The organism is bacterium (genome assembly GCA_021372535.1).
In the GTDB taxonomy this organism is placed as follows: domain Bacteria; phylum Latescibacterota; class Latescibacteria; order Latescibacterales; family Latescibacteraceae; genus JAFGMP01.
The window spans coordinates 1-6378 of sequence record JAJFUH010000034.1 but is presented as its reverse complement, the minus strand read 5'-3'; the positions used below and the strand labels follow the sequence as shown (position 1 = coordinate 6378).

Sequence of the window (6378 nt, the reverse complement as noted above, 5' to 3'; positions counted from 1 at the left end):
GTTTCGCGATACTGCCCGACAATATCGAGAAAATGGTAGTGCGACTGCACATCGGTACGGCACACCGATGACGCGATCAGGTGGAACAGCTCCGTCGGGGACAGGAGCGACAGGGTTTCCGCCCGTTTCCGCTGACGGTCGAGCTGATCGAGATACCGCTTCTGCAGCATCCATTTCCTGTCGGCATATTCGATTCTGAGCGGCTCGGAATACTGGCATGTCCGACGCTGAAAATCCATGAATTCCGGGGACTGGCCACCTAATTCAAAGTGACCGTCATCATAAGTCCCCCAGCTTCCGAATCCCAATGAAGGGTCAAATCCGATTTTTTTTCTGTACTCCTCGACCTTATTCTCGAATTCCCTGTCAAGCTCGCTCAAGCCGACGCTGAGGTTGTCCCGGGATTCCACTTTCATCAGGCTCTGGGAAGCGTAAACGGACAGATTCGGTACGATAAACACGAACACCACCCAGGCGAAAAGGCACAGGACGATGCTCGTGGCTGCGGACCGTGTCCTCGTCGAAATAAACAGGCCGATAAACATGTACAACGTGAAGTAGAGGATGCTGACTACGAACAGAAGACCTACCCGAAGCCATTCGGTCGAGGTCAGTGAAATGTTCGGAGACAGAAGAATAATGACAGCACACAGGGTGTAACAGAACAGGATGATCGGAATCAGCGTAATAAAACTCCCCAGCACTTTGCCGAGTAATACTTCCCATCGCCCGATCGAATTCGAGAGCATGAGTTTCAGCGTTCCCATCTCCCGCTCGCGGGAGCAGATATTGTAGGTGAAGAGGAGCGCGATCAGAGACATGACGATTCCGACGATACCGATGAAATCGATCGATAAAAAAGAGTTCAGGAACGGATTTTCACGGTCAAGGCTTTTGCCGGTTGTCATGAATGGTTTTTCGCCGAGGTGGATCGTGATTTTACTTCCGACATTGTAACTGATCCCGCGGCTGAAAATGCTCAACGGCTCGGGGGGTTTGACCAGTTCCGGACGAAGCGCCGAATACACGCGGATGGACGAGTTATCTTTATCCGCCGTTTTACGGTCAACTTCGTAAGTCCTCATCTGACTTTTATAGTCGTCGATGCTGATAAACAGCGAAAAAGGGACAAGAAACAGGCATAAAAGGAAACCGATGGCAAACCGTGAAGAGATGAGATTCGAGTAAAACTCTTTAATGGCGATAGAAAGGATCATTGTTAACCTCGCTATATATAACAAGAGCAACACATATAATTCTGATAAACGAAGCGCTGATGTTTTTCAGCTATATAATCTGAAAGTAGCAAATAATATTCCAAATTATGGCGTTTATTCAATGTATTTATTAACCTGTTGTTATTTCTATTATTGTACAGATTATATTCACTGTTCTTGTCTCTTTATTCCTGTAAACACTAAAAAAATTGGGTAAGTGGTTACACATCAATATGAATCTCTTTACTCATGCAGGAAATGGTTGAACAGATATCATTAGCGAATAATCAAAAATATCTTTGTTTTATTTTCCATCGTATGAACGGGAAATATATTTATGTCCTGTATGGAAAAAGAGCTTGAGAATTATTTACAGAATCCTATTTTAGGAATCAGACAATATCATTTTCATTTATGACAACCTCTCCCGGAACGAAAAGTTACAATAAGAGTAACATTCATAATACGAGGTAATTCCATGAAAAACGGCTTATATGTGGTCATGGCCTGTATTGCTGCGTTTTTATTCTCCTGTACGGGAACGAAACAGGGCGGCGTATCGTTCTACGTTTCATTATCCGGTAACGATTCGTGGTCGGGAAAACTCACGGAGCCGAACAGTGCCAATACGGATGGCCCTTTTACCACGCTCGATCGGGGGCGGAATGCGGTACGTTCGCTCAAACAGGGAGCATCCCTGCCCGCCGGAGGTGTCACTGTCCATATCAGGGAAGGCGCATATCCACTATCGTCGACCTTTACCCTGACTTCCGAGGATTCGGGCACAGAATCGGCGCCGGTGGTTTGGTGCTCATTCAACGGGGAAAAGGTACAGCTCGTCGGCGGAAAGGAGATCACGGGATTCAAGCCGGTAACGGATAAGGCAGTCGCCGGACGCATCGATGAGGGATATCGTGACAAGGTGCTCGTGACCGATCTCATGGCGCAGGGAATAACGGACTACGGCGAGATAACCAGCCGCGGCGGCCCCGGGCTCGAACTTTTCTTCAAGGATGCGCGCATGATCCTCTCGCGCTGGCCGAACGACGGATGGACGACCATCGCCGATGTACCCCAGACCGGCGAGCTCGTGTTCAAGGGTGAGCTTCCCCATATGCGCTTCGGCTTACCGGTCGGGAGGCACTACGGCCGTTTCACCTATGAAGGCGACAGGCCGAAACGCTGGAAGGATGTGGACGAAATCGTGCTCCACGGTTACTGGACATGGGACTGGTACGATGAGTTCCTGAAAGTCAGCTCGATTGATACAAAGCGCCGTGAAATCCGGATCAAGGAGCCTCATTCCCATTACGGCTACTGCAAGGAACAGCGGTATTATGCGCTCAATATCCTTGAAGAGCTCGACAGCCCGGGTGAATGGTACCTCGACCGTAAAAACGGTCTCCTCTACTTCTGGCCGCCGGAACCTATAGAAAGCGGGCGGGCGTTCGTATCCATTCTCCGGAATCCGCTGATATCGCTCGAAAACACCGAATACGTAACGATCCGGGGTCTTAACCTCGAATTTTCACGGGGCAGTGCTGTCACCGTAACCGGCGGTTCGCACAATCTCGTCGCAGGCTGCACCACCCGTAATCTCGGAGAGCTTGCGCTCAGCATCAGCGGCGGCACGAACAACGGCATCACCGGGTGCGACATATACGATGTCGCAGCGGGAGGAATCACACTGGACGGCGGCGACCGAAAAACGCTCACTCCCGGCGGCAATTATGCAACGAACAACCACATTCACCATTACAGCGCATGGATACGGACATACCAGTCGGCAATAACAGTTTCCGGCGTCGGAAACCGTGTCGCTCACAATCTCATCCATGACGCTCCTCATTCGGGAATCATGCTCGGCGGCAACGAGCACATCATCGAGTTCAACGAGCTCCATACGCTTGCCCAGCAGACCGGCGATGTGGGTGCATTCTATATGGGACGCGACTGGACACAGCGCGGCAACATCATCCGCTACAACTACTTCCATGACCTCCTCGGCCCCGGCCTCCACGGCGTCATGGCGGTGTATCTCGATGACTGGTCGAGCGGGACGACCATCTACGGCAACATATTCCATAAGGCAGGCCGCGCGGCATTCATCGGCGGCGGCCGTGACAACACCGTGGAGAACAACATATTCGTGGAATGCGCGCCCTCCGCGCACGTTGATGCGCGCGGTCTCGGCTGGGCGAAATACTACTTCGACAAGTCAATGGATATTTACGTGAATACCCTCTTCGACCGCATGGATGCGATGAATTTCCGCGAGCCGCCCTACAGCGAACGGTATCCGGAGCTCCTGAAACTCTATGACGATGATCCGGCTATTCCGAAGAACAATAAAATCATCCGTAATGTCTCGTACGGCGGGCGCTGGCTCGATCTCTACGACGGCGTTGACTTCTCGACGGTCATGGTCAAAGACAACCTGATCGCCGACCCGGTCCTGTGCAAGTGGATCAGGAAATTAGGCGGACAGGCGATCGATTATCCGAACGGAGACAAGGAAATCACGGACATACTGACTTCCAACGGCAACATGGTGACCGACACGAATCCGGGTTTTGTCGATCCGGAGCACGGGAATTTTCAGCTCAGGGATGATTCCCCGGCGTACAAGCTCGGTTTCAAGCGAATCCCGGTCGAGCAGATCGGTCTTTCTGTAGACGAGTACCGCTCGGCGCAGGGCGCTGTCAAATAATATCCATGGAAGATTTCGATGGTCATGGGAACCTGTTATAATCAATAAGTCATTAAAACCGAATGAGCTATCGGGCTCCCGGAGTATATACCTCAGCAGGAAACGGAATACCATATGATCAAAGCAGGTAAAAAACCGCAAAAAAAGATTCAGGCAACGGAGAGAAAGATTCATCCGCTCATCATAAAACTGTTCCCCTATGTTCTCATTCTGATTCTTGGTCTCATCGTGTATTCGAACAGTTTCAACTGCGACTTCACGTTTGACGACGGCAATATCATACTCAACAACAAGGCTATCCGCCACATCGGGAACCCCGGGGCGATATGGGACTTCTACAAGACCCGGTTCGTCGGCCTCTATACGTTCGCGCTCAATTATCACTTCAATGGACTGAAAGTTTTCGGGTATCATGCAGTCAATATCGCCATTCACATCATCAATGCCTTTCTCGTCATGTGGCTGGCGCTCCTGTTTTTTTCGAGCCCGGCCATGCGATCAGAACCGATCAGCCGTCACAGCAGGCTGCTTTCGCTCGCCTGTGCCCTCGTCTTCGTCTCGCATCCGATACAGACACAGGGAGTCACGTATATCGTCCAGCGGCTCGCATCGCTTGCGACGCTGTTTTACCTGTTTTCGGTGTGCTGTTACATGAAGGCGCGGCTTTCGGATAAAAGATCGCGGTCGGTTCTTTTTTTTCTACTGGCGGCTGCGAGTGCTCTTTTCGGGATGTTCACAAAGGAAATCGTGTTCACCCTTCCGTTTGCTCTGATTCTCTTTGAGCTTGCAGCGTTCACAAAAGGCTCACTCAAGGACTTTTTTTCTCACAGGGAGCGGTATCTGTATTTCCTCATCCCGCTCATTCTCCTGCTAATCGTTCCGGCGCTCTATTCGTTCAAAACAGGCGTGATTTTTCATCCGGTCGGGTCCCACCGGTATCAGGACCCGGAACTCACAAGCACAATTTATCTCATGACCCAGTTCAAGGTGATTGTTCGATACATCGGGCTTCTTGCTGTGCCGGTTCATCAGAATCTCCTTCATGATGTCGCCGCTTCGAAGGGATTTTTTAATCCCGCAACAATTCTCGGATTCCTGTTCCTCTCATCGATTGTCGTTCTTGCCATCTGGCTGTTCCCCCGGAAAAGGGCTGTTTCGGCCGGAATTCTTTGGTTTTTCATCACCCTGTCCGTTGAATCGAGCATAATACCCATTCCGAGCACAATGTTCGAACACCGCCTCTATCTGCCGATGTTCGGTTTCAGCCTGTTCTTCGTGAGCATCATGTATTACCTCGTCTGGGAGAAATTCTCGCAGACGGCGGCGATTACTGTTTTTCTGGCCATTGTGCTCGCTTACTCCGTAATGACATTCGAGCGGAACAAGGTGTGGAAGGATCGCTTGACCCTGTGGACCGATGTCGTCCGCAAATCACCGAATCTCGCCCGCCCGCACTATAATCTGGGCTGCGCGCTCCTCGAGAAAAAGTATGCGGAAAATGCCAAAAATGAATTTTTTAAAACTCTCGAAATCAATCCGTATTATACACCCGCATATGTAAAACTCGGTACCATGGCGAGTATGTCAGGAGATTACGCGGCAGCAATAAAGTACTCTAGCGATGCAATGCTCAGAGACCCTTACAGTGTCGATGTTTACAACAACCTGGGAAGCGCATACCTGTTGAGCGGCAGATACGAGGAAGCGGCCGGGGTTCTTCAAAAAGCCCTGGTGTATTTCCCCGACAATGTGGAAGTACATAACAATCTCGGAAGTGCGTATCTGTTTCTTGAGAATTATCAGGCCGCCCGTGAGGAGCTGAAGAAATCCCTTGCAGTCGATCCCGTCAACTTCAAAGCGCTCATGAATCTCGGCACTGTCAGTCTCATGCTTGATGATTACGATGAAACAATCAGCATCTTCAGTAAAGCCCTGACCTTGCATCCCGAGAACATCAACGCGCAGTTTCAGATCGGTATGGCTCTCGCGAACCGTGGCATGGTCGACAGGGCAACGATGTATCTGGATAATGTGGTTAAAACCGCACCCTCCTTTGCACAGGCACACTACCTGCTCGGTGTGATTCTCAGGCATAAAGGTGTGGAACGTCAGGCGTCCGCACATCTTGAAAAAGCGGTTGAGCTGCGGCCGGAGTACAAGCAGGCGCCAGTGGAATTGAAAGAAGCTTTGGATTATTTAAAAAGCGAGCGGACACTCAAGGCAAAAAAAACGGAATAAGTTCGTTACTGTATCGAACATATTTATTCCCCGAAACTGTAACGGGGAGATATTCACTGTGAATGCTTCCGGTTATTGCTCCGGCGAATAAAGAATGATACCGGAAGTAAAAAAACATGGATTCCCGCTTTCGCGGGAATGACGGCTTGGTGCGCAGTTACACAGATTGTATCGAATCACCTTTATAGGGCTCAATTTCCGAAATATATTTCA

3 protein-coding genes are annotated in these 6378 nt (G+C 50.2%); 2 read left to right on the top strand and 1 reads right to left on the bottom strand.

Annotated features, from left to right (window positions below; genetic code table 11):
* Positions 1–1217, bottom strand: a 1217-nt coding sequence (locus LLG96_03235; protein ID MCE5249213.1) for an ABC transporter permease subunit, incomplete at its 3' end; no start/stop codon positions are given.
* 478 nt (positions 1218–1695) lie between these two features.
* Between LLG96_03235 and LLG96_03230 the strand changes: the two genes are divergently transcribed.
* Both LLG96_03230 and LLG96_03225 read left to right on the top strand, forming a co-directional pair.
* Positions 1696–3927, top strand: a complete 2232-nt coding sequence (locus LLG96_03230) for a right-handed parallel beta-helix repeat-containing protein (GenBank protein ID MCE5249212.1) — start codon at positions 1696–1698, stop codon at positions 3925–3927.
* 114 nt (positions 3928–4041) lie between these two features.
* Positions 4042–6165 (top strand): tetratricopeptide repeat protein, encoded by a 2124-nt coding sequence (locus tag LLG96_03225; protein ID MCE5249211.1) that lies wholly within the window; start codon positions 4042–4044, stop codon positions 6163–6165.
* Positions 6166–6378 lie beyond the last annotated feature (213 nt).

What these genes read in the sequence shown, in the direction of transcription:
- LLG96_03230 (MCE5249212.1), top strand. Translation starts at nt 1,696, where the DNA reads ATGAAAAACGGCTTATATGTGGTCATGGCCTGTATTGCTGCGTTTTTA.
- LLG96_03225 (MCE5249211.1), top strand. Translation starts at nt 4,042, where the DNA reads ATGATCAAAGCAGGTAAAAAACCGCAAAAAAAGATTCAGGCAACGGAG.